Origin of the sequence: Microbulbifer sp. MLAF003, from assembly GCF_030012965.1 — a bacterium.
Lineage (GTDB): Bacteria > Pseudomonadota > Gammaproteobacteria > Pseudomonadales > Cellvibrionaceae > Microbulbifer > Microbulbifer variabilis.
On the sequence record NZ_CP120232.1, the window covers coordinates 2413380 to 2434678 of the forward strand.

Below are 21299 nucleotides of genomic sequence, written 5' to 3' on the forward strand. Positions count from 1 at the left end.
ATTATGGCCATGATTTCAGATATCGCAGATTATTTTTCAAAAGGTTGTGGACGTTGTGAGCGTTTCGCAACGCCCGATTGCTCAACCCAGAAATGGAAACCTGGCCTTACTGAATTGCAACGGATTTGCCTGAGCATGGATCTGGAAGAGTCCGTTAAGTGGGGGCAGCCTTGCTATATATTTGCCGGTCGAAATATTGTCATCCTGGGGGCATTTCGAGAGGGATTCCTCATTAGCTTTATGAATGCTGCACTGATGAAGGATCATGAGGGTGTTCTTCAAAAGCGAGGCGCGAATACGCAGTATCCGCACATGATCCTCCTGAAGGCCAATGATCAGGTGGAAAAGCTTGCACCAATCATACGGGCATATATCGAGGAAGCGAAAGGATACGCTAGAGCAGGTATTAAGCCCCAAAGAGCAGAACGCGATATCGAACTCCCTGATGAGCTGGTAGAAGCCATGGATGGAGATCCTGAGCTTGCAGAAGCGTTTCATGCATTAACGCCGGGGCGTCAGCGAAGCTATACCTTTAACCTTAGTTCAGCCAAGAAATCCGCTACACGCATTTCGAGAATAGCGAAGTTCCGCGAAAAAATAATTGCTGGCAAAGGCGCTATGGAACGATAAAAGCGAAGCATGGGTGAACAAACCACGACTCACTATCGTGCAGAGCGGTCTTTGGTATAGCGCTGATTTGGCTAAGCGGTCCTAGACAATATTTTTCATGCTGAGTGAGGTAACAGAACATTCTCTTCGGGAGGAACGGAGGCCGTCATTCATGACTAATACAACAGGAGCAGGGATCTTTATCGAACCTGAACGCGGACGCAGTTACGATATGGGGCGCATTGCAGCAATTTTCAAAGCTGACGGTGAAGAGACCGCAAATCAATGCTCAGTGTCGGAATGGTGGATTGAGCCGAACACCAAAGGCTTCGGCGCGCACTCACATGAGGCTGAGATCGAACTGTTTTATGTGTTGGAAGGCACCATGTCTTTCCTGGTAGGCCAGCAGTGGCGCGATGCAAAAAAAGGCACTGTCATTTTGATCCCCCCGGCGTCCAGCACGACTTTGAAAACCGTAGCAATCAACGCACCGGCGTTCTCAACGTTTACATTGGCGGACCATTTGAGATGAAGATGTCCAAAATCGTCGAGTGGTTTGCAGAGCATCCGACGGAGGATGCGATATGACTGTAAATACCAAAGATTTTTATTAGTGCAAACAATCAAACTGTCCAAAGCATAGGAGAATACATATGACCGAACTCGTAAACTGCCTGTGGTTTGACTATGGCGAAGCAAAGAAGGCGGCAGAATTCTACGCTGCAACTTTTCCAGATAGTCATGTAGACCGAGTTAATCGAGCGGTGACCGACTATCCCGGCGGTCAGGAAGGCAGTGAACTGACTGTCGAATTCACCGTACTCGGGCGCAAGTTTATTGGCGTGAACGGCGGCCCGAGTTTCACTCCAAATGAATCGGTTAGTTTCATGGTTATCACCGAGAATCAGGAAGAAACCGACCGCTACTGGGAGGCGATCATCAGTAATGGTGGGCAGGAAAGCGCTTGCGGTTGGTGCAAGGACCACTGGGGCCACTCGTGGCAAATTACACCGAGACAACTTCTGGATCTGACTACGAACTCTGATCGTGACAAAGCGAAGCGTGCTTTTAAGGCGATGATGTCCATGAGTAAGATCGATATCGCCACGATCGAGGCGGCGGCCGAGGAGGTATGAGTTCATGGGGAAGTACTCCTCTCAACTTAACTCAAGACCTGGAGCTGATTATGACTTTAATTCAGGGCAGGAAAACTAAGGAGATCTCCGGAGTCGTCCGGCAGATCCTGTCACCAGAGGCCTGGAAGGATGAACTGGCTGAACTCCGCAAAGCAGAAAAGGAGCTGACCCGAGCGCACGACCGGCTGGCAGAAAAGCGACGGTATTCAGGTTGGGTGAAGATCGAACAAAATTATGCCTTTGCGGGTCCAGGAGGCACTGCGACTCTGGCTGACTTGTTCGATGACCACTCACAACTAATCGTTTACCACCATATGTTGAAACCCGCTGATCCCAGCCCGTGCGAAGGCTGCTGCATGGTCGCCGATCAGATCCCTCATCTTGCCCATCTGCATGCCCGAGACACCTCTCTCGTCTTTGTTTCAAAAGCGCCGATCGTTGAGATAGAGGCATTCCGGAAACGTATGGGTTGGGCAATCCCCTGGTATGAAACCAAGGACAACTTCAACGCTGATTTCGATGTGGCTACCGGATTTGGTATCAACGTTTTCTATCGCGATGGAGAGGACCTCTATCGAACCTATTTCACTAACGGCCGAGGTGTCGAAACACTTGGCACGGTGTGGACTCTTTTGGATATCACACCGCTCGGCCGTCAGGAAAACTGGGAAGAGGCTCCCGACGGCACTCAGCAGACACAGCCGTATCATTGGTGGCGGAGACACAACGAATATGGCTAATACGGGTGCCTGCCACACATCACCCAGCTACAACGGGAAGGATTCATCTGCTCATTTAAAAAAGGGGTTGCTTGTAAAAGCGGTATTCAATGGCGGTCTGCTCGCGGGCGTGCTGAATATTGGTTATGCACTTTATGCTGCAGTTGATTGCACGCGATCTCAAGGTTGCATTTTACGATTGTTGCTCAAGATTATGCTTGCGCTTGTTTAGGAGAAACAGGATATGAGGCGTTTAGTTGTTTGGAATGTGATGACGTTGGACGGGTACTTTGAAGGCACTACGCCCTGGGCGCTGGACCATCACGGAACCGTGTGGGGCGACGAGTTAGAAGCTTTCTCTCTTCAGCAGGGCGATGAAATCGGCACCTTGTTGTTTGGACGTCGCACCTATGAGGGGATGGCCAGTCATTGGCGGAATGAAACCGGGGCGGTTGCGGACATGATGAACTCACTTGAGAAAGCTGTCATCACGCGCACACTTGAGACCGCCGATTGGTCAAACACTCGCCTTTTAAAAGGCGAGGCCGTCGAACACGTTAGCAAGCTGAAGAAGGAGACAGGGAAGAGAGATATCTTCGTTTTCGGAAGCGCAGACCTTGTGGCTACTCTGCTCGCAAGGGGCTTGGTAGACGAATACCGGATATGTCTTGCACCAATCGTACTTGGAGCAGGCTCACCTCTCTTCAAAGCTGACGCCATCCAGAAGAATTTCGAGCTCATGCGGGCGGACGCCCTTAAATCGGGCGGGGTGATCCTTCGCTACAAGTGCCAGCAGAAAGGTAGGGAAGTATAACAAATGGCAAAGTTTCTACTTTCTTTAGGGCGCATTAAGCCTTCAAGGAAATCCGTAGAATACTTGTATTCCAGCTGTCAGATGGATTGATCGGTACAGTTCTAATAGCCGTCTATCTTATACCGGTGTAATCACCAATATTTATAATATTATGATAAGGCATCAACCTTTTCGGTTACCACTTGATTCGAATAGAAAGCGATACGACCATTAATTACTTTGGCAAAGTCAAATGCGGCTTTGTAGGTCCATGCAATAGTTGAAGTAGCTGGAGCGGACAATGGGGTGTCTTTCCCTCATTAGGGATAAGATTGGGGGTCAACCCATGATTAACATGCGGATCATCGTTGTCAAAGCAACATTGATAATTTCTTTTTCACTACTATAGCTTCAAATATCTCATCGTTTGACTTATTGGCCATCCCATAGCAGATATGCAATGCAAGATATGTGTCCCCTCAGGTGGCAAAAGCGCGCATAAGGAGCTTACTCCCACAGGGCAAACAACTGAGGTCGCCTCTTATCAGGTCAGTTATTGAAAGCAGACATATCCCAGGAACCTCATATAATCCTAGATACATATTGATGTAAGTCCTGATATTTATGACCATGGATCTATCGAGTAAGCTCGATTGTGTCCATTTGGGAAACTCTGTTCCTCTGATTAAGAGGATTATCAAATTAACACTGTGCACTATGGTAGATCACTAGTTTTGAACATTAACCAAATGCTTTAGGAGCTTGAAATGAAAACAAAACTTATCTTACCAATGATTCTATCCAATATGCTAAGTGGCATAGCGGCTGGCATTATGATCTATGTGTCTGGGGGCAACCCGATTTGGATAGGAGCACTTTTAGCAACTTTGCCTTTACCATTTTTCTTGATGGTAATAACAAATGTGTTCAGTATTTCAAGAACGTCAGAAAGATTACCGGTTATTCAGGTGATTAACTTTGCAGGTATTGCATTAGTTGCCTATACACTTTATTTCAATCAGGCTCCACTGTCTTTGCTTCAATATGTTTCTGTTGCAATTACTGCTCTGGGCTTTGTGTCTCTTCATTGGTATATATGGTCATTTTCCTACTACAATCGTGGAAAGAGCAAAGCTATATCAAAAGGTCAGAAACTACCTGAAATGCATTTTAATCGATTGGATGGAACTGATGTCTCTTCATCATCTTTTGGTGGGACCAAAACGCTATTGGTTTTCTTTCGAGCAAACTGGTGCCCATTCTGTATGAACCAGTTAAAAGAGGTAAAGAAGTATGCTGAAAAGTTGAAGCAATATGATGTGAGTGTGAAGTTTATTTCAAATCAGGGCTTCGATAATTCACAAAATCTTGCGCGGAAACTTGACTTGCCTAATCACTTTGAAATTCTTCAAGATGAAGATCTGAAGGGAGCAAAAATTTTAGGTATTGAAGACATTGATGGTTCCCCTGTGGGAATGCCTGGGTATCCTAAAGATACGGTTATGGCGACAGTGATAGCTTTAGATGAAGAGGGTAAGGTGCTATTTGGCGATGAGACAGATAATTATCGGAGACGCCCAAACCCTACAACATTCCTGCATGTTTTTGAAAGCTCAAAGCCGCAGACTTTAAAAGCTACCCCAACTCTTAAAAGTACTGCATAACAAAGCTTCTATTGATGTTTTTATAAAGGATTTCTATTGGTCCATGGAGAGCGAAGGATCAGTTTCTAGCTAGCGACATTGTTGGAGATTCGGAAATATTAACTGGATCAAGTAAAGATAGTAAGAGTGCCTTCAAATCAGCGGATATCGATTATATGAAGCAGGAATATTCTATCGAGCTAAGCAACAGGCATATCTTGTATCAATTGGTACATAGAAGACTATCACCTACTCATTTACCCCTTTCTATAATAGAGAGGGGTTTTCTTTGTTAAGATTAGAATGCCTTATAATCAACATATATTGGATAGTATTATGGAGTTTAATTTTCCAAATCGTGACGGCGTAGAATTAAAGGGTAAATTAGAGAATTCCGCCGGGAATCCAAAGGCCTATGCAATTTTTGCTCATTGTTTCACATGCTCAAAAGATATCATTGCTGCGAGCGCTATTAGCAAATCATTAACTAGTAAAGGAATATCAGTATTAAGATTTGATTTTACTGGGTTAGGCAACAGTGATGGGGATTTTTCCAATACTAATTTTTCATCTAATGTTGAGGACTTGCTTAGTGCTTACAATGAAATTGAAAATCGCTTTGAAGCACCAAAATTGCTAATTGGCCATAGTTTTGGTGGTGCTGCCGTATTAAAAGCTGCTGGTATGTTAAAGACAGCCAAAGCTGTTGTTACTATAGCCGCTCCAAGTGATGTTAAACATATCCAGCATATGTTTAAAGATGAGCTCGATAACATCAATAAAACAGGACAGGCAAGAGTGGTGCTTGCTGGCCGAGAGTTTACACTAAAAAAGCAGTTTATCGATGACATCAATGAAGCAGACATCTTGGTAAATCTTAAGGAATTAAGGAAAGCTTTACTAGTTATGCATTCACCACTAGATAGTACTGTCTCTATTGATCATGCTGCAAAAATATTTGGCGCTGCGCACCATCCGAAAAGTTTTATTTCCTTAGATAAAGCCGATCACTTGCTTATGAAGAAATCAGATGCTGAATATGTCGGCAATGTTATTGGAGCCTGGGCTCAAAGATATGTTAGTTAATATGACATATAATAGAGAATAATGTTGGAGCTGAGAATCCAATAAAAATGGGGACTCGTCTGCTAAGGATTAAGTTGTAGTGCTGAGCTTTACAGACTTCCTGGAACCTTTGGATCAAACAACAGAGCCAGCACCAGATAGTATTTGGATTATTACATTTAGTATCCGGAAGCTTAATTAAGCTCATTTTTCAAAAAATCGATGAAAACCCTTGTTTTTGCAGGCATAGCTCTCCCGCTAGGAATCAGTGCGCTAACAGGTGGGCCAGGCACCACTTTCTCCGGAAATAACTCAACAACTTCTCCACTCTGAATAGAAGAGTCGAGTGCTTTATCGTATACCTGGGCTATACCCATACCAGAAACAACTGCGTCTATTAAAGTTCGTCCATCTCTAAATATTGCCAGCGGGGAAGGGGAAAACTCAATAATTGAACCATCATTTTCTCGAAATGACCAGGCTCTCACTTTTCCAGTAGGTGCTCGAAATACAAGGGCGTCATGTTCTCTCAGCTCTTCTAAAGTCTTAGGTTTACCTTTTTGTGATAGATATTTTGGCGAAGCACACAGGATACGTTTGGATTCGCACAATGTTTTTGCGATAAAAGAACTATCTTCTAGTTTACCGATTCTCACAACGACGTCCCATTCACCTCTGATAGCATCTTCTAGGCTGTCTGAAAGAGAAACCTCGACAGTAACCTTGGGATGTAACTGCGTGAAGTTTTTTAAAGCACTTACAATATTTCGACCAATTCCTATCGGTAAATTGATACGTAAGCGCCCAGCGGGTTCATCCTTTCTAGCATTCAGCAGTAACCTAGCGTCATTGATTGTTTCAATCGCATGTTTAGCGGCATCAAGAAATATCTTGCCTTCTTCTGTCAACCTGATACTGCGTGTTGTTCTGTTGAATAACTTAAGGCCCAATTCCTCCTCAAGCTTCTTAACGGCCTTACCCGTGCCTGATTTGGTTGAGTTCAATGATGCTGCAGCTTTTGTAAAGCTCCCATGCTCGGCTACAGCGATAAATACGACTATCTCGTTCAAATGAGCTTGCTGAAACATTGATTGTGTCCTTCGTGGATACAATGAGTTTCAAAATAGCATGTTTATAGCACATTTCAAAGTAACTAATCTTCTCGATAGTGGCTTGGCGTAGATACTTACTTGAAGGCTAATTCAAGAGTCATGTTCGTAACCTTTTGGTTACATCGGAGTTTACCCATCGCCCCAGGCTGAAAATTTAAACGATTAGAGGAATAGATTATGTCTCTTCAAGAGAAACTAGATGCTTTTAAAGAGGTGTTTAAGAAGCAGGCCCCAGCAGGTGCGCTCGAAGCCTTTGCTCGGTCCTCCAAGGAATTGGCTGATAGTGGTCAGGTTGAGCAGTCAATCAAAGTAGGAGAGAAAGTCCCACATTTTGCATTGCAAGACTCTGAAGGCAAAGAAGTTGTCTTGGATGAACTCCTCGCTAAAGGCCCCGTCATTCTAACTTTTTATCGCGGGGTATGGTGCCCTTACTGCAATATTGAGCTGCGGGCACTGGAAGAGGTTGCCGACGAAATCAGAGCTCGTGGTGCAACCCTGGTAGCTATTTCCATGCAAGGCCCCGCTGAAAGTCGTAAATCCCAGCGAGATAACAAATTGAGCTTCCCAATTCTTACTGACCAGGGAGGAGAACTCGCTGCCAAGTTTGGTATCCGCTGGACATTGCAACCCTATGTAATTGAGTTCCACAGGATGTTCAAAGTCGAACTCCCAATCATCCACCGTGATGGAGAATGGAATTTACCTATGCCCGCAAGATATGTCATAGGTACTGATGGAATTATCACCTATGCGGAAGTCAATCCTGACTATACACGTCGTCCTGAGCCGAATGACCTATTTCCAGTGCTTGATAAGTTGAGTCAGTCTACGGCTGCATAGTGGGACAACATCTGTACCTCTTTAACACAAAACAAGTGCCAAAGAGGTACAGAGCAATTTGAGATAATTGCTTTGATGGTTCAAAACTTTGTGGATATTCAATGCAATTTTATATCGAGCAATATAAAGGTAAAGCTCATGGTCAATTTTACAAGATACACAATTGAAACAGCTCCAGATGCCTCTAAAAAAACCCTAGAAGCCGCTAAGAAAAAAATGGGGTTTGTGCCCAACCTAATGGCCACCATGGCTGAATCACCCGTAATGGTAGAGAGCTATCTAACGCTTATGGAGCTATTTGATAAATCTCGTTTGAGTGAAACAGAGCGGGAGATAATCTTGATGACAAATAGTCGCCTGAATGGGTGCACCTACTGTATGGCTGCACATACGGCAGTTTCCAAAATGGCTGGTGTTGATAAGGAGGTAGTCAAGGCACTACGCAACGGCACGCCAATTGGTGATCCTAAGCTCGAGGCGTTACGGACTTTCTGCATCCTTATCAATGAGAAACGTGGATGGGCAACAGAAGAAGAGGTTGAGAGGTTTCTCGCAGCTGGTTATACCAAGGAGACTGTTTTAGAAGTGATTGTTGGCACCAGCCTTAAAGTGCTCTCAAATTATTCCACTCACAATCTTAAAGTCAGTCTTGATGATGCGTTTTTGCCTATGGCCTGGAGTAAGAATATGGATTCAGCTAGCTAAGATACAACTTAAGACGCATCATCTTCACAATCCTTACCAGAATCAGACTTAATGAAGAGGGCGAACCAACAAAAGTAAAGCATCTATAAAATGGGACGCCCTTGGCGTATCAGGTCGATTGCTTGTGATGGTAAACCACTCCGATACGCCATTTTTTTAAAACCTTGATATGCCAGATATAGTTATATCCCGCTCCCTCCCATAAAAAAAGCAATAATCAGGGAGATGAGGCCAAGCGAGGTAAACTGTACGGCAGCTTTCCTGAATTTTGGTACAGCAAAAGCAACTACCAATCCGCTGATCAAACTAAACACCAGGCTTGCCCCCAACATAATTGCCGACAACCAAAACACAGGTCCGGCATGCCCCTTGTGAATCAGTAAAAACTGATGCCAGAGGTCATGCTCCTTGATGTGGAGGGTAGCCCCATTTTGGTCTTTGTTCGGCTCTAGATAAACTTCCCGATTGTAGCCATACCAACCGATGTATTCATCTTCAAGATAAAAATCCGAGGGCAGGGCGATTTGTTTGGGCTCGATAAGTGGGGAAACAACACCCAGGGTTTCTGTCTCGCTTTTGGGTAATCCTTCAGGCAATGAGAGAGTATATTCATATTCTTCTTCAGCACCGCCTTTTATATCGAAAAGATAAAGTACACCAGTGGCAATATCCCGACCCACGCCCCGACAAATAAGTTGAAATGTTGAGGAAATATCAACAGGAACTCTTTGCTATCTCAGATGTGAAAGGCAACTTTTTACCCTACTAAGGCGGCTTCCCAACTATTGGCAATTCTAGTTAAGAAAAATTATTTTGATATGATATAACATTATATTATTTCAACGAAAGTGAATCATAATTTTTTTCATAAGAGTTTTATTAACCTCTTTCCTTGGCATCCCCCGTGAACCACATCACGATTTTTTTGCGGAAAATTACACATCACTTAAATTTTTTATGAAAAGTTTAAATTTGTCGCTGTAGGTCACGTCACTTTCAGAGTCTTCGATGAGGACAATATTTGCTAAGTCGTTATAGATTCGCACCAAAAATGAAACAGTGGTGCCAACTTCGCCCTGGCTAACTAAATAATCCTAAATTGAGCAGTTTTTGGGTTTACCTTTTAGCGAATTTATTTAGCTAAGACAGGGCGGTTCAGAAGTATTCAAATATCAAAATATTTTTTGATACTTGGATAAAAATAACTTCGGAGAAACCACAATAATGAAATCATCATTGAAAATTCTTTTGCAAAAGACAGCTCTGGCAAGTGCAATTTCGTTACTTTGTACAGCGCCTTTCGCTGCCCATGCGGAAGAGGCGGACAACACACTGCTGACTGATCGCATCATTGTGAAGTACAAGGAAAGCGCTAAGGTCGGACGGGCTGCGATCATGGCAAAGGAAACGGTAGAAAAAGCCTCCCGTCGTGCCGGCCATAAAATGCAGCACCTACGTCGTATGGCTACTGGCGCCCAGGTAATGCGCCTGGAAGGTCGGAAAAATAGAGCTGAAGTAAACGCAATTATCGAGCGATTGAACCAGGACCCGGATGTTGAATACGCAGAACCGGATCTGATCATGCGAGCGATGGCTGTACCCAATGACCCAAGCTATCTCAATCAGTGGCACTACTATGAAACCACCGGCGGTTTGAATCTTCCATTAGCCTGGGATGTCACCCAGGGCAATGGGGCAGTGGTTGCAGTGCTCGATACTGGTTATCGTCCCCACGCCGACCTGGCAGACAATATTCTGCCGGGCTACGATATGATTTCCGATACCTTCGTCTCAGTGGATGGCGATGGCCGCGATAGTGATGCTACCGATCCAGGTGATTGGTATAGTTCTGGAACTTGCGGCGATAGCTCTTCAAGCAACAGCAGCTGGCACGGCACCCATGTCGCTGGCACTATCGCTGGGGTTACCAACAATAATATAGGCATTGCCGGTGTCGCCTACGAGGCCAAGATAGTCCCAATACGCGTACTCGGCCGTTGCGGGGGCTATACCTCAGATATTGCCGATGGCATGATCTGGGGCGCCGGCGGTTCTGTCAGTGGCCTGCCGAACAACGCCAATCCTGCCCAGGTGCTTAATCTGAGTCTTGGCGGCGGCGGCAGCTGCGGCACTACCACGCAGAATGCCATCAATACCGCTCGCAGCCTCGGCGCTACCGTTGTTGTAGCCGCCGGTAATAGCAATACTAATGCAAGCCAATTTACCCCTGCGAACTGTAATGGGGTGATCTCAGTCGCTGCGACTAATCGCAGTGGCGGCCGTGCTTACTACTCTAACTACGGCAATGTGGTAGACGTTGCAGCGCCAGGAGGAGCACAGAGCTTCGCCAACGATTCCGATGGCATTCTTTCCACCTATAACAACGGCACCACTGACCCCGGCAGTGACAGTTACTATTACATCCAGGGCACCAGCATGGCTGCGCCCCACGTTGCAGGCGCTGCGGCATTGCTTTATTCCGTAGACTCCAGTCTTACACCAGACGAAGTCGAATCAATTCTCACGAGCACCGCGAGGAGTTTCCCTGCTTCGTGCAACAGCTGTGGTACCGGTATAGTCGATGCAGCTGCGGCCGTAGCCATGGCCAACGGTGGTGATGGTGGCGGTGGTGGTAACGATGGCGGAGAACTCGAAAACGGTGTCACTGAGACCGGTATCGAGGGTAGCAGTGGTGAGGAAATTTACTTCACCCTGGATGTCCCCGAAAATGCCACGGACCTCTCCTTTAAAATATCTGGTGGAAGCGGCGATGCTGACCTCTATGTTCGCTTTGGCAGCGCACCGACTACCAGCACTTATGACTGCCGCCCCTACACATCAGGTAACAACGAAACCTGTGACATCGCTAACGTGCAGGGCGGAACTTATCACGTCATGGTGCGTGGCTATAGCTCTTTCTCCGGCGTGAGCCTCGAAGGTAGCTACACCGGAGGTAACGGCGGTGGCGGTAGCGATAACTGGGAACAGACTGGCCTTACTGGTTCCAGCAACAGCTGGCAGCACTTCACCATTGATGTTGATAGCGGAGCCTCAACGTTGAGCGCCGTTATGGAAGGTGGCTCTGGCGATGCTGACCTCTACGTGCGCCACGGCCAAGAGCCTTCCCGCACGGCATATGACTGCCGTCCCTACGAATGGGGCAATGATGAAAGCTGCAATATCAGCAATCCAGATGCAGGCACCTGGTATATCAGCATTCGCGCCTACTCAGACTACTCCGGCGTTACTCTTAGCGCTAGTGCTCAGTAATTAGGCTGACACCCGCCCTACAGTTAGTTTTCTGTAGGGTGGGTCCATACCAGTCCGGCCCAGGTAACTGTGATCAAATAACATAAAAGGCGACCAATATAGCCCAATACCAGTCAGCTAAGCTGACTGGTATTTTGTTAGGGTATAGCGCATCGACTATTTCTTTACAGCACTTGGAAATTACACTCTCGTCTTTTTGGCAGGACGAAGGCCGGGCCATACTGAGGTTATCGTTTCCGAGCGTATCGCGACATATTGCTCCAACCTAATCACCTAGCGTGCCGTAGTCACTACAGCTGGACACAGAGAGTAGCCTTTACATGCTGTATCTAGCGTCGCATTTTACTCACATCATCATGACAGAAATTTAATGAGAACAACCTCCCTCACTCTAACTTCAAAGCTTCCTCGAGAACACCATATAATTTAATAGAGCATCTCATAATCAAGTAGAAAAATAGGAGCAATAGTTTGTACATAGCAATCCTAAATGAAGATTACCGAAATCAAGTGGCAGCACTTGCTGACGATTGCCCGAAGAGTAAAAACCTCATCAAAAGTCCCTAGTAAAATCTCAATGACAAAGTCGACACCTACAAAAATCAGATACTATCTAGTTAGTCTATTCAGAGGCGTAAGCCAAGTCATCCTTCAAAAAAACGCATTAAGTGGTGTTTTATTCTTATCCGGAGTAGCAGTTAATTCGGTTACCATGGCTCTTGGAGCAGTACTTGGTGTTATCACAGCGACCGTTTGTGCAGGAATTTTGCATTACCCTGTGAAACACATTGAAGAGGGATTATTTGGGTACAATGGAGCCTTGATCGGTATAGTCATATTCTTATTATATGCTCCATCCCCAATTACTATTTTATTAATTATTGGTGGAAGCGCTCTAACAGTATTGATCATACGCTTTATGATGCTTCACATTTTCCTTCCGCCTTATACTGCACCATACATTCTGGTGATATGGGCTATATGGATATTTGCCCCAACACAGGACCTAGCGCCAGCCGTAACATCCATGAATGAAAAAATTTCAACATGGGGGATATTTGAAGGTATAGGTCAGATTATATTTCAAAACAATGCCATTACCGGTATTTGCTTTTTAGTTGGACTTTTCATTTCGAATAAGTCTCATGCGCTTTGGAGCATAATTGGTGGACTGCTTGCCACATTCCTGGCCATGTTCCTAGCTTTACCACCAACACTAATCCTAGCTGGAATCTTTGGCTACAACGCATCTCTGAGTGCTATTGCACTATCAAATGGAAGTAAGCAGTGGCTAGCCCCTCTTGCAGGTAGTGTATTAACCGTTCCAATTGCGATGGCCCTTATGGGTGCTGATATTATTATTTTAAGCGCTCCATTTGTTATTTCCAGCTGGATTATATTGTTATTAAAGAGGGAGCTCGCAATAGGTCGTTAATTCAGCAAATCAGAACAAGCGCTATCACCACGAAAACTATTGGCATGATAGGGCACCAACCTCTTCAACAATCACTTACTCCGAATAGACGATAGGTCCACTGATCAGCTCGGTAAAATCGAAAGTAACTCCAAAGGAATTCTTCACTCATCCGAATAATGGTTCGACGATCGGAAGAATTTAGGGTACCTGCAACTGCTGCATGTGCCGTGTGTTGCTTAAGCATTCAGCTTCAATACTCTGACCGTCTTTAAGACCTTGTCCTTAGCTGCGAATGGCAGCCCCTTTATCGGAATGAATAACTGGCTAGGGAAGGGGAGAGATAAACTGTGTCAGCGCAACTGCACGATTTAAAGCGGTTCCCCTTGGCACCACTTCGTTGGTTAATCCAATGCGGCAAGCTTCTTCCATATTAATAATTCTACCAGTGATGATCAATTCCAGGAATTGGTAGACGGTCATTGGAACCGGCAGCATCCTGACGCACAACGACAGTGACATCACCATCTTCCGTTAACCCACTTTCAGCTTACTCTGGGCCAGGCGAAGAGCCGCTCGGCCAAACAATACGTATCTTATCGTTCAACTCCGCCCTCTATTAAAATAATTTCAATTAATATAAGAGAGCTAGCAATTCTTAAAATTTTCAAAATCCTTCTAAATTTTTGCGAGACGGAAAATTAAACTGTAATTCTCTGTATATTTAATTGGTGTCAGAGTCGAATACGCTCAGCGGGCATATACCCAACAATAGTAAAAGGGCTTCGGATAATTGGTGCCAGAGTCGATTAAATAACGAAAAATTATAGTTTTTCTTTGCTTTTCTCTCTGTTTAAATCACCCCAGTTACCACTGCGACGTTAACTGAGCTACTGACTCATCGCCGTGGTAAAGGGTTAACCACCAATATCAAAAGCCAAACAAGAGGGAATCCCCATGTCTATCTACCTGAACTTCAATAACAAAGCCACTAAAGGCAACGTCACCGCCAAAGGTTACGAAGACTGGATCGAAGTTGACAGCTTCAACTTTGGTGTTGGCCGCGGTATCACCATGGAAGCCGGTGCTACCTCCAACCGTGAAGCCTCTCGCCCAAGCCTGAGCGAAGTTACTCTCACCAAGCGCATCGACGCAGCTTCCGGCGGCTTGTTCAAGTCTTCTGTCACTGGTGACGAAGGTGTGCCCGTAGAGATTCATGTTGTACAGACCGGCGCCAACTCTGTAGAAAAATACGCGGTTTACAAGCTGACTGACGTAATCATCTCCTCTTACAGCATTGGTGCTTCTGCCGGTGGCGCTCCTCAGGAGTCCATCTCTCTGAGCTTCGCCAAAATCGAAGCCGAACTCGACCACGCTGATAAGACTAACAAGAACCCGAAGAACATGAAGGTTGGATACGACCTCACCACAGCGACTCCGCTGTAATTGGTTCGACTCTTTTCGGGTTGAACGGTGGCCTGCAGAGTACCTGCGGGCTACCGCCCTCCAGTTCTTTAGCTGAGTGCTTATACGAGCACTGACCTAAAGAACTGCAGATTTCTAAAATCTCATTTCTTATTTGGCACCGTAGGGATAGTTGGGGCTGCCCATGGCTACACTCAATCAAGATAAAAGAATGATTACGGTCGACAGCCCAGTCGGCTCGGATGCTTTGATCGCAACGACCTTACAAGGCGAGGAGCATGTCTCCAAGCTATTCCGCTATGAAGTACAACTTCTTTCTGATGATCACGCTATTGAGCAAAAAGATCTTGTCGGCAAACCAGTAACTGTTTCGATTCACCACTCTGAGACACCACGCCATATTAACGGCTATGTTACCCAGTTCTCCCTTCACGATGTAAACGCCGAAGGCGTGCGTAGTTATAGCGCAATTCTTCAACCTGGCCTGTGGTTCACGAGCCTCGGAGGCTCCAACAGAGTTTTCGAAAAGAAGTCCGCCAAGCAAATTCTTGAAGAAGTGCTCGGTGAATACAGCAAGGTTATCAAACTGACCTTAAAGCTAAATGCCGAATACATCACCCGTGAATACTGTGTACAGTTTGATGAAAGCGACTTTGAATTTATCAATCGCTTAATGGCTGAAGAGGGTATTTCCTACTACTTCAAGCACTCTGAAGGGCAGCATGAGCTTGTACTCTGCGATGATCCTCAAGATTTTTACGACTGTGAAAGTGAAAAAATTGAGTATGACGGAGGCGGTAGCCATCCCACAAAAAACACAGTGAGTAGCTGGAGAAGAAACTTCAACTACCATGGCGGCGGTTTTGAGCTCAAAGATTACAGTGAATTTACTGCTACCAAAGACAATAAGCAGCAAGTTAAAACCACCAGTAAGCTGAATGATGTTTCTAACTACATGCGCGGCTTATATGGCCTGAACCACTTCCAGGCTGATGGTGAACACAAACACAAATTTACTGATAGCTACCATAAAGCACTGGCAGAACGTGCTATGGAAGCACAGGAAGCGCTATTTGATGTCAGCCATGGACGTAGCGACTGCCCCTCCTTTACTGCCGGCGGACGTTTTAATTTTGATCACAGCCTGTCGTCAGAAAAGGGGAAGTATCTTATTACGTCTGTGCATGTTTCAGCTGCAGACGGTAACAGTAACGAAACCCACTTCCACAATACCTTCAGCTGTATTCCTTCTGCGGTAATGCCACGCCCACAGCCGAATGTTTCTGCAAAGAAAATACACTCACCACAAGTGGCACGTGTATTGGAAGTAAAAGCAACCGCATCCGACAGCTCTCAGGACCCCTACACCCAACTGAAAGTGAAGTTCCCCTGGAACTCACAACAAAATAGTTGCTGGGTCAGAGTGATGCAGTCTTTTGCCGGAAAAAACTGGGGGGCAAACTTTGTACCCAGGGTAAACCAGGAAGTGGTTGTTACCTACATTAATGGCGACCCGGATAGACCATTGATTACCGGTGCAGTATATAACGGCGATAATCCAGGCCCCAATTATACCGCCACCCAAAGTGGCTGGAAAACCGAGTATGAGGGCAGCACCTTTAACGAGTTGCGCTTTGATGACAAAGGTGGCAACGAAGAAATCTATATGGAAGCCGGTAAGGATCACAACTTTGTTATCCATAATGACCAAACTGGCAAAATAGAAAACAAGCAAACTCTGGAAGTTAAACAGGATCGTAGCATTACCGTAACTGATGGTAGCGAAGTAGTCACCATTGCCAAAGGTGACCAAAAATTGAATGTGGATAAAGGAAACCAGACTGTCACGATTGGTTCAGGCAATCACACACTCAAGATTAGCAAAGGCTCGCAAACCACAGATGCCATGGGAGCTATCAAGATATCCTCAAAAGCTTCAATTGAATTAAAGGTTGGGGGCAGTAGTATCAAGCTAACCCCAGCGGGAATCACCATCAAAGGTACAATGCTTTCCTGCAAGGGAGATGCTACAGCTGAAGTTAAAGGCGGCGGCATGCTTACCCTGAAAGGCGGCGTGACTATGATCAACTGATGGGGATTAACTAAGAATGACTGACCTGATCAAAGTACAAGCACTTACCGCGGCGGAGCTGCTAAAAAATTTTGAGGTGAGTGAAGAAGCGGAAGAGCACCTGGTGCCCGATACTGCACCCGAGGTCAGCATTAACCAACTGGTTGACGCGGGTCTTTATCCCGATGCGATCAAACTATTGGCACATGGGCTCCCCAAACGGGAAGCTGTTTGGTGGGCCTGTCTCGCAGCTCGGGATATTCAAAGCCCAGAAACTGATGAAGACAATGTAAATGCATTAGTCGCTGCGGAAAGCTGGGCCAAAAAGCCCAGCGAAGAGACTCGGTTAAAGTGCAAAACCCTGGGCGATAAAACCAAGCACAAAACCCCAGCGAGCTGGGCTGCTACAGCAGCGAGTTGGTGCCATGGAAGTCTGGCGGCGGAAGGTGAGCCTGTGGTTGAGCCGCCAGAACATCTTTATGCACACGCCGTCGCTGGTAGTGTCACTCTCGCTGCAGTTTTATCTGATCCAGTGGATCCCGGCAAAAGATTCGCAAGATACATGAATCAAGGGTTGGATCTGGCACGTGGCGGTAATGGCAGGATAGAGGACTAAATATGGGCAAGCCTGCTTCACGAATTACTGATATGCATGTCTGTCCGATGGTGACAGGTACTGTACCTCACGTCGGCGGGCCGATCCTCAGCCCAGGTGCTCCAACGGTCATTATCGGCGGAATGCCCTCAGCTACGGTTGGCAGTGCCTGTACCTGTGTAGGACCACCAGATACTGTGGCTATGGGCAGCACTACCGTACTGCTGCAAAAGAAGCCTGCTGCCCGCATGGGAGATACAACTGGCCATGGCGGCAAGATTGTAATCGGATGTCCGACAGTTTTGATTGGCGGTTAAGTTTCACGTCATCATTGCTTATCAAGGTGTATTTATTATGAACCGATTAAACCGTCGACCAAGAGCAAGCAGGGGTGAAATAAAGCCGAATATATTATTTATAGGGCAGCGAGATGATCTACTCGCTGTGTGAACCAATTGCAGTTATTACCTAAAAATAAGGGATCATAGGAGAATCGTCATGGCAAAACTAATTAGTCGCAGCATTAAGCATGGGGTTAGCTTTTCCGTGTTGGTCGAGGATGATGCATCGGCCCTCTTTCAAACGAAAGTAAAAAAATCATGTGGATATTGGCTGGATGAAGCACAGGCAATTCTGAATCGGGCGATGAAAGTATGCGCCACAGCTCTTGTTACCCCTGATAAGGTTCCAGGTACATTTCATAATTTACTTTCTTACTACTTCGGCCTTCCCGCAGATAGTTCATCAGAAAAATACATCCCTTGTTTAAACGCGATAATTTCTCGGTTAAATAGAACTCAGGCGGGTTTGAAAAAGGGGGTGGAGCTTGCAGACAGGGAACAGATGCCCATCGTGGCAAAACTTCAGACTTCTGTCATGAAGAAAATAGGTTGGGGGGACCCCACGGATAATATGGCGGGTTTTGTGTGGGTGGACATTTTTGAAAGCGTGCCCAATTATATTTCAAAAACATATAAGATGAAGAAAGCGCAATGGCAAGGGGGCAACAGCTTAATCTCGATGTTGGGGGGAAAACTCAATGGAGGGGGCTATATGAAGCCTCACTATCACCCCGTCCATTTGAATTTCAAAAAATTTGGCCAAAAGGTGATATATACTGCACCGTCACTCTGATACACGAGGGGACACATAAATTCGCGGATACAGTGGATCATGAGTACTTCAAGGATGATGGAAGCATTGTGGATAAATTAGATGAAGAAATCGGTAAACTTGGTCCTTTATATCTTAATATTCATAAGGACAAGTCTAGTGATGAAGTATTCAAAATCGTTGAGCAAGAGGCATTAAAAATGTTACGTGGACAAGATAATGCGGCTAGAAAAATGCAAGAAATTGGTGTGATGAATGCGGTGAATAATGCAGACTCACTGGCATGGTTCGCGTATGACGTAGCACAACTTCCCACTGAGCAAGAAGTTGGGAAAGTTGTAGGAAATATTTTGGGTAATCGAAAAATACATCCGAGCTTGCTTAACCAATAAAGAAAAATCCGGGGGACAGTTCACTTAATTTTAAATCATTGAAGAATTTCCTTTACTGCAATAGGATATCCTAGCCCGTATTTAAGTGAACTGTGCCCAGAATTCCAAGCGTACCCTAAAAAGGACGACGGGTAGTTACCAATATCGAAGGTATCAATCACAATAAGTTTGCAGAACTAACCAGCATCCCCCGCATTATGCTAGAACAGATTCTCAATCTGCGTATATCATAATGAGGAGCTCGATATTGAGAAGAGGGCGGGCCTACAGAAGCAAAGTATTTGGGAGACGTCAGGCAATGATGTCTTTATCGATGAGATATAAAACCACTTCCTATCTGGCCGCGAGAAGCTCAACCCAGAATGGAAGCGCTGCATTACTGAGTACCATCACAACGGCCTCAAGCAATCCGCTGTTGGCCGCGATCATCATTAGGGCTCGACTTGTTGCAGTTGTCTGGGGGAAGATCAAGTGATAGCGCGCGTCGACGACCAATACATCATTGTTCAAAATACTATTTTTCTATTAATTGCAATCTATTGATGCATAATTTATTTTCAAACTCGCCTCGTTCTCCCTGAAACTGCACGCTTTTTATCATCGGTGTGAACATATTCTTTATCAGTAGTACACAGTTTCCCATGTCCTAGGTCTGCCGATAGGTCTTTAAGATCTCTACTTTCTGCATCCATTGAGGCACCAGTATGACGAAGCCAATGAGTCGATGTGGGCAGGAGAACTTTCGCATCATCCTCAAAACCATCTCGCGTTATCTTTTCACTAGCTAAATCAAATGCCTCTTGAGTAAGTATCGTAATTGTTCGTGCCCATAATCCTGGATAAAGACATCTGGCGACTGAATACTCAGGTAGTGAACAGTAATTCAATGGAGCTGCCGCAAATCGGTAGCTGAAAACTGTACATCTCCCTATGGATTTCAGTTTTCCGACTTGGTATAGATATTGTTAGAGCACTATACATTATCAGCTGGTTAGCAATCAGGAAACTGTTTAGCCTGCTAGCTGCTATCTCTGAATGTGGCTGATACACAAAGGCAAGGCTGAATGATTATAAGTTATCAATGAGCTAGTGATTTGAAATCCGCGAGCCTAGCCAAAATTAAATAGAGCGAAAGGGGCCCACCCCGAAGGGTGGGAAATAGCTTAATGAGCTTGATGTTCTAAAGCGTTTAGGAAAGTTGCAATATCATCTACTTGTTGTGTGCTTAATTTCTGTCCCAATTGGTACCAAGCCATATCGTAAATTGCCTGCTCAATGGTTTCTACACGCCCGTCGTGGAAGTAAGGAGCGCTTCTGCTTACATCGCGTAGCATTGGAACTTTAAACATCATTTTATCTTTTTCAAGGCCTGTAACTTTATAACGACCTAAATCTTCTTGGTGTGGATATTGGTTGACTAGCCCCATCTTCTGGTACATGTTTCCACCCAAGGTTGCACCATTGTGGCATGCTGAACAACCAGTGTTGATAAAGGTTTGCAAGCCCTTTAACTCACTTTTTGTCATAGCCTGATCATCGCCACTCATAAAATCATCAAACCGATCATTCGTAATCAGGGTGCGCTCAAATGCAGCTATGGCCTGAGCAATATTGTCGTAAGAGATAGCATTTTCTTTACCAAAGGCGTGTTTGAAACTTTCTTGATATTCGGCAATTTTTGAAATCTTTGTCTCAACAGCCTCTTCTGAAGGCATTCCCATCTCTACAGGGTTTAGAATTGGACCTTTGGCCTGCTCCTTCAGGTCCTCTGCACGTCCATCCCAAAATTGAGCCATCTGGAATCCTGAATTCCAGACCGTTGGAGAGTTTCGATCACCCTTGGTACCAGGTAAAGCTCCCGGTGATGTCGTTTCATTGTCAACGCCCGAGCCGTTGTAGTTCCCTACTTGATGGCAGCTGTTACAGGATTGGCTATCATTGACTGAAAGCCGTTTGTCCATGAACAGTGTTTTTCCAAGCTCAACCATAGCTGGGGTGTCATTCTCACTGCCTGGCATAGTTTCTGAGAGAGTGCCGAACATAATTTTTGATTGTTGACGTAATTGATTTATATCAACTTCGGCCGTGGCCGTTGTTGATAGCAAGCTTGCTGCCACTATCAAGCCGCCAATGATTGGAAGCTTTAGATCTCTTTTCAAAAAAATTATCTTAATCACTTTGGTATCTCTCCCACTTCTCAAAAAACAATGAAAACTAACCTACTTTTAATCAAAGTTAGGCGGTGCCACTATATAGGGTAGCTCGTTCAGCTGATACCATGATTTAGCAAAAAAATTGTTGATTTTTAGAATATCCAGAATTGTTCACAAAATATTTTTCAAATATTATTCAGAACTTGACCTATACATTGAGTGCACTGGGTTTGGCGAGATTGAA

Annotated in this window: 23 protein-coding genes; 18 read left to right on the plus strand and 5 right to left on the minus strand. The window is 45.2% G+C overall.

Going from position 1 to position 21299, the window contains the following annotated elements; all coding sequences use genetic code 11:
• Positions 1-3: 3 nt before the first annotated feature.
• The 8 genes from P3339_RS11665 to P3339_RS11700 all read left to right on the plus strand — a co-directional run bounded on the left by P3339_RS11665 (position 4) and on the right by P3339_RS11700 (position 5986).
• Entirely contained in the window at positions 4-630 is a 627-nt protein-coding gene (locus P3339_RS11665) for a YdeI/OmpD-associated family protein (protein ID WP_282953513.1), read from the plus strand.
• Positions 631-781: 151 nt separating this feature from the next.
• Positions 782-1141: a cupin domain-containing protein gene (locus P3339_RS11670; protein ID WP_282953514.1), complete on the plus strand. Its 360-nt coding sequence runs from the start codon at positions 782-784 to the stop codon at positions 1139-1141.
• A gap of 121 nt (positions 1142-1262) precedes the next feature.
• Positions 1263-1745 carry a VOC family protein gene (locus P3339_RS11675; RefSeq protein WP_282953515.1) on the plus strand — a complete coding sequence of 161 codons (483 nt, stop codon included), beginning with the start codon at positions 1263-1265 and terminating at the stop codon, positions 1743-1745.
• Positions 1742-2485, plus strand: a complete 744-nt coding sequence (locus P3339_RS11680) for a DUF899 domain-containing protein (protein WP_282953516.1) — start codon at positions 1742-1744, stop codon at positions 2483-2485. Before P3339_RS11675 ends, P3339_RS11680 begins: the two co-directional genes overlap by 4 nt.
• Positions 2478-2696: a hypothetical protein gene (locus tag P3339_RS11685; protein WP_282953517.1), complete on the plus strand. Its 219-nt coding sequence runs from the start codon at positions 2478-2480 to the stop codon at positions 2694-2696. The genes P3339_RS11680 and P3339_RS11685 overlap by 8 nt, the downstream gene beginning before the upstream one ends.
• A gap of 12 nt (positions 2697-2708) precedes the next feature.
• Complete coding sequence (locus P3339_RS11690) at positions 2709-3278, plus strand: dihydrofolate reductase family protein (protein WP_282953518.1); 570 nt, start codon at positions 2709-2711, stop codon at positions 3276-3278.
• A gap of 746 nt (positions 3279-4024) precedes the next feature.
• Entirely contained in the window at positions 4025-4921 is an 897-nt protein-coding gene (locus P3339_RS11695) for a peroxiredoxin family protein (RefSeq protein WP_020412757.1), read from the plus strand.
• Between the two features lie 315 nt (positions 4922-5236).
• Positions 5237-5986, plus strand: coding sequence for an alpha/beta hydrolase family protein (locus tag P3339_RS11700; RefSeq protein ID WP_040628594.1), 750 nt, complete (start codon positions 5237-5239; stop codon positions 5984-5986).
• A gap of 173 nt (positions 5987-6159) precedes the next feature.
• Here the strand turns inward: P3339_RS11700 and P3339_RS11705 are convergent, their stop codons facing one another.
• Positions 6160-7053, minus strand: coding sequence for a LysR family transcriptional regulator (locus tag P3339_RS11705; RefSeq protein WP_020412755.1), 894 nt, complete (start codon positions 7051-7053; stop codon positions 6160-6162).
• 201 nt (positions 7054-7254) lie between these two features.
• Here P3339_RS11705 and P3339_RS11710 point away from each other — a divergent pair, with 201 nt between their 5' ends.
• Both P3339_RS11710 and P3339_RS11715 read left to right on the plus strand, forming a co-directional pair.
• Positions 7255-7917 carry a peroxiredoxin-like family protein gene (locus P3339_RS11710; protein ID WP_282953519.1) on the plus strand — a complete coding sequence of 221 codons (663 nt, stop codon included), beginning with the start codon at positions 7255-7257 and terminating at the stop codon, positions 7915-7917.
• A 138-nt stretch (positions 7918-8055) separates the two neighbouring features.
• Entirely contained in the window at positions 8056-8622 is a 567-nt protein-coding gene (locus P3339_RS11715; RefSeq protein ID WP_282953520.1) for a carboxymuconolactone decarboxylase family protein, read from the plus strand.
• A 182-nt stretch (positions 8623-8804) separates the two neighbouring features.
• Here the strand turns inward: P3339_RS11715 and P3339_RS11720 are convergent, their stop codons facing one another.
• Complete coding sequence (locus P3339_RS11720; RefSeq protein WP_282953521.1) at positions 8805-9302, minus strand: hypothetical protein; 498 nt, start codon at positions 9300-9302, stop codon at positions 8805-8807.
• 544 nt (positions 9303-9846) lie between these two features.
• On the opposite strand from P3339_RS11720, the gene P3339_RS11725 reads away from it, so the two are divergent.
• The gene (locus P3339_RS11725) at positions 9847-11892 is read left to right on the plus strand and encodes a S8 family peptidase (protein ID WP_282953522.1); all 2046 of its coding nucleotides are present in this window, start codon (positions 9847-9849) and stop codon (positions 11890-11892) included.
• Positions 11893-12382: 490 nt separating this feature from the next.
• Positions 12383-13327: an urea transporter gene (locus tag P3339_RS11730; RefSeq protein ID WP_282953523.1), complete on the plus strand. Its 945-nt coding sequence runs from the start codon at positions 12383-12385 to the stop codon at positions 13325-13327.
• A 306-nt stretch (positions 13328-13633) separates the two neighbouring features.
• On the opposite strand, the gene P3339_RS11735 is transcribed toward P3339_RS11730, so the two are convergent.
• Complete coding sequence (locus tag P3339_RS11735; protein ID WP_282953524.1) at positions 13634-13828, minus strand: hypothetical protein; 195 nt, start codon at positions 13826-13828, stop codon at positions 13634-13636.
• A 435-nt stretch (positions 13829-14263) separates the two neighbouring features.
• On the opposite strand from P3339_RS11735, the gene P3339_RS11740 reads away from it, so the two are divergent.
• From P3339_RS11740 to P3339_RS11765, 6 genes are all read left to right on the plus strand, one after another.
• Positions 14264-14752 (plus strand): Hcp family type VI secretion system effector, encoded by a 489-nt coding sequence (locus P3339_RS11740; RefSeq protein WP_282953525.1) that lies wholly within the window; start codon positions 14264-14266, stop codon positions 14750-14752.
• Positions 14753-14915: 163 nt separating this feature from the next.
• Complete coding sequence (locus tag P3339_RS11745) at positions 14916-16823, plus strand: type VI secretion system Vgr family protein (protein ID WP_282953526.1); 1908 nt, start codon at positions 14916-14918, stop codon at positions 16821-16823.
• A gap of 16 nt (positions 16824-16839) precedes the next feature.
• A complete protein-coding gene (locus P3339_RS11750) occupies positions 16840-17418 on the plus strand; it encodes a DUF6931 family protein (RefSeq protein WP_020413591.1) in 579 nt (192 codons plus the stop codon).
• Between the two features lie 2 nt (positions 17419-17420).
• A complete protein-coding gene (locus P3339_RS11755) occupies positions 17421-17714 on the plus strand; it encodes a PAAR domain-containing protein (protein WP_020413592.1) in 294 nt (97 codons plus the stop codon).
• 181 nt (positions 17715-17895) lie between these two features.
• On the plus strand, positions 17896-18531 hold the full coding sequence (locus tag P3339_RS11760) for a hypothetical protein (protein WP_282953527.1): 636 nt from the start codon (positions 17896-17898) through the stop codon (positions 18529-18531).
• A gap of 68 nt (positions 18532-18599) precedes the next feature.
• The gene (locus P3339_RS11765; RefSeq protein ID WP_282953528.1) at positions 18600-18902 is read left to right on the plus strand and encodes a hypothetical protein; all 303 of its coding nucleotides are present in this window, start codon (positions 18600-18602) and stop codon (positions 18900-18902) included.
• 333 nt (positions 18903-19235) lie between these two features.
• Here the strand turns inward: P3339_RS11765 and P3339_RS11770 are convergent, their stop codons facing one another.
• Positions 19236-19412 (minus strand): hypothetical protein, encoded by a 177-nt coding sequence (locus tag P3339_RS11770; RefSeq protein ID WP_282953529.1) that lies wholly within the window; start codon positions 19410-19412, stop codon positions 19236-19238.
• Between the two features lie 653 nt (positions 19413-20065).
• The gene (locus tag P3339_RS11775; protein WP_282953530.1) at positions 20066-21079 is read right to left on the minus strand and encodes a cytochrome-c peroxidase; all 1014 of its coding nucleotides are present in this window, start codon (positions 21077-21079) and stop codon (positions 20066-20068) included.
• Between the last annotated feature and the right edge of the window lie 220 nt (positions 21080-21299).

What these genes read in the sequence shown, in the direction of transcription:
- P3339_RS11675 (WP_282953515.1), top strand. Translation starts at nt 1,263, where the DNA reads ATGACCGAACTCGTAAACTGCCTGTGGTTTGACTATGGCGAAGCAAAG.
- P3339_RS11705 (WP_020412755.1), bottom strand. Translation starts at nt 7,053, where the DNA reads ATGTTTCAGCAAGCTCATTTGAACGAGATAGTCGTATTTATCGCTGTA.
- P3339_RS11730 (WP_282953523.1), top strand. Translation starts at nt 12,383, where the DNA reads ATGAAGATTACCGAAATCAAGTGGCAGCACTTGCTGACGATTGCCCGA.
- P3339_RS11725 (WP_282953522.1), top strand. Translation starts at nt 9,847, where the DNA reads ATGAAATCATCATTGAAAATTCTTTTGCAAAAGACAGCTCTGGCAAGT.
- P3339_RS11690 (WP_282953518.1), top strand. Translation starts at nt 2,709, where the DNA reads ATGAGGCGTTTAGTTGTTTGGAATGTGATGACGTTGGACGGGTACTTT.
- P3339_RS11695 (WP_020412757.1), top strand. Translation starts at nt 4,025, where the DNA reads ATGAAAACAAAACTTATCTTACCAATGATTCTATCCAATATGCTAAGT.
- P3339_RS11750 (WP_020413591.1), top strand. Translation starts at nt 16,840, where the DNA reads ATGACTGACCTGATCAAAGTACAAGCACTTACCGCGGCGGAGCTGCTA.
- P3339_RS11685 (WP_282953517.1), top strand. Translation starts at nt 2,478, where the DNA reads ATGGCTAATACGGGTGCCTGCCACACATCACCCAGCTACAACGGGAAG.
- P3339_RS11735 (WP_282953524.1), bottom strand. Translation starts at nt 13,828, where the DNA reads ATGTCACTGTCGTTGTGCGTCAGGATGCTGCCGGTTCCAATGACCGTC.
- P3339_RS11665 (WP_282953513.1), top strand. Translation starts at nt 4, where the DNA reads ATGGCCATGATTTCAGATATCGCAGATTATTTTTCAAAAGGTTGTGGA.
- P3339_RS11745 (WP_282953526.1), top strand. Translation starts at nt 14,916, where the DNA reads ATGGCTACACTCAATCAAGATAAAAGAATGATTACGGTCGACAGCCCA.
- P3339_RS11760 (WP_282953527.1), top strand. Translation starts at nt 17,896, where the DNA reads ATGGCAAAACTAATTAGTCGCAGCATTAAGCATGGGGTTAGCTTTTCC.
- P3339_RS11700 (WP_040628594.1), top strand. Translation starts at nt 5,237, where the DNA reads ATGGAGTTTAATTTTCCAAATCGTGACGGCGTAGAATTAAAGGGTAAA.
- P3339_RS11715 (WP_282953520.1), top strand. Translation starts at nt 8,056, where the DNA reads ATGGTCAATTTTACAAGATACACAATTGAAACAGCTCCAGATGCCTCT.
- P3339_RS11710 (WP_282953519.1), top strand. Translation starts at nt 7,255, where the DNA reads ATGTCTCTTCAAGAGAAACTAGATGCTTTTAAAGAGGTGTTTAAGAAG.
- P3339_RS11680 (WP_282953516.1), top strand. Translation starts at nt 1,742, where the DNA reads ATGAGTTCATGGGGAAGTACTCCTCTCAACTTAACTCAAGACCTGGAG.
- P3339_RS11670 (WP_282953514.1), top strand. Translation starts at nt 782, where the DNA reads ATGACTAATACAACAGGAGCAGGGATCTTTATCGAACCTGAACGCGGA.
- P3339_RS11755 (WP_020413592.1), top strand. Translation starts at nt 17,421, where the DNA reads ATGGGCAAGCCTGCTTCACGAATTACTGATATGCATGTCTGTCCGATG.
- P3339_RS11740 (WP_282953525.1), top strand. Translation starts at nt 14,264, where the DNA reads ATGTCTATCTACCTGAACTTCAATAACAAAGCCACTAAAGGCAACGTC.